Origin of the sequence: Alishewanella longhuensis (genome assembly GCF_014653435.1) — a bacterium.
GTDB classification, from domain to species: domain Bacteria; phylum Pseudomonadota; class Gammaproteobacteria; order Enterobacterales; family Alteromonadaceae; genus Alishewanella; species Alishewanella longhuensis.
The window spans coordinates 44,139-44,995 of record NZ_BNAO01000003.1 but is presented as its reverse complement, the minus strand read 5'-3'; the positions used below and the strand labels follow the sequence as shown (position 1 = coordinate 44,995).

Sequence of the window (857 nt, the reverse complement as noted above, 5' to 3'; positions counted from 1 at the left end):
CGGCAAGCCGCGCAAGTTCGGTGTGGGCTGCTAACAAGGCCAGGCAAGCGACGCCAAACAGCAGCGCGCCTGCTGGCGGCGTTATACAACTTAAAGGGTTTAGCGGTGGGTTACGTTCCGTTTTTATTACTTGTTATGGTAATGCCGCTTATATTAGTGCCAGTGGTTTTGTTGCCTGCACTTTTGTTACTAAGAGCCCGTATGGTTAAATCACTACAAATTTATATTGCAGTTGGGGCGTCTGTTGGCGGTTTACTTGGGTGTGTTTTTAGCTATTCGTTTTATGCACTCGGTAATGAGTTTCATAACTACTATGCGTTTTTAACTTTGGCTTCATTACTAGTGGGCGCAGCAGTTTCGTTCTTTGCATGGCGCTCAGTGCAGGGGCGCAAAGTTGTATAACAAGCGCAGTCACAATCGGCCACTGCGTGGCCTGAACCTCAACCGCTGCGCGGGTTTCGGCCTGTGCTGCGAGCGTTAGCTGTACAAGGAAACACAGACTGTGGAAATGTTTGCAGAACTAATGAAAAACATGTACGGAATATCATTACAAGAATTCGCTGTAATGGCCATAGGCTCGATCACTTACTTAATTGCATTGGTAATGGTCGTATTTTCATTTATTAAACTCGTTAAGGTCACGAAAAGTATAAATGCTAAGGGTGCACTCTTATCTCTGTTGGCAACAATCGTTTCTTCATTTTTAGCCGTGTCTAGTGCAGAAAATTCAGAAATTTTAGGCATGTTAGAAATAGCAGTTTTACTTGTACCTTCAATTTTTACATTACTTTCTGCCATTTGTTTTTATCGTTTAAGCAATGAGTTGGTATGTAAGTACAGCAAACAAGCCAAGTTTT

At 43.1% G+C, this 857-nt stretch carries 2 protein-coding genes; both read left to right on the top strand.

The window, feature by feature from the left end; all coding sequences use genetic code 11:
- Nucleotides 1-209, top strand: a 209-nt coding sequence (locus IE163_RS17780; protein ID WP_229833479.1) for a hypothetical protein, incomplete at its 5' end; no start/stop codon positions are given.
- 293 nt (nucleotides 210-502) lie between these two features.
- Nucleotides 503-857: hypothetical protein (locus IE163_RS17775; RefSeq protein WP_229833478.1), on the top strand; the 355-nt coding region annotated here is incomplete at its 3' end.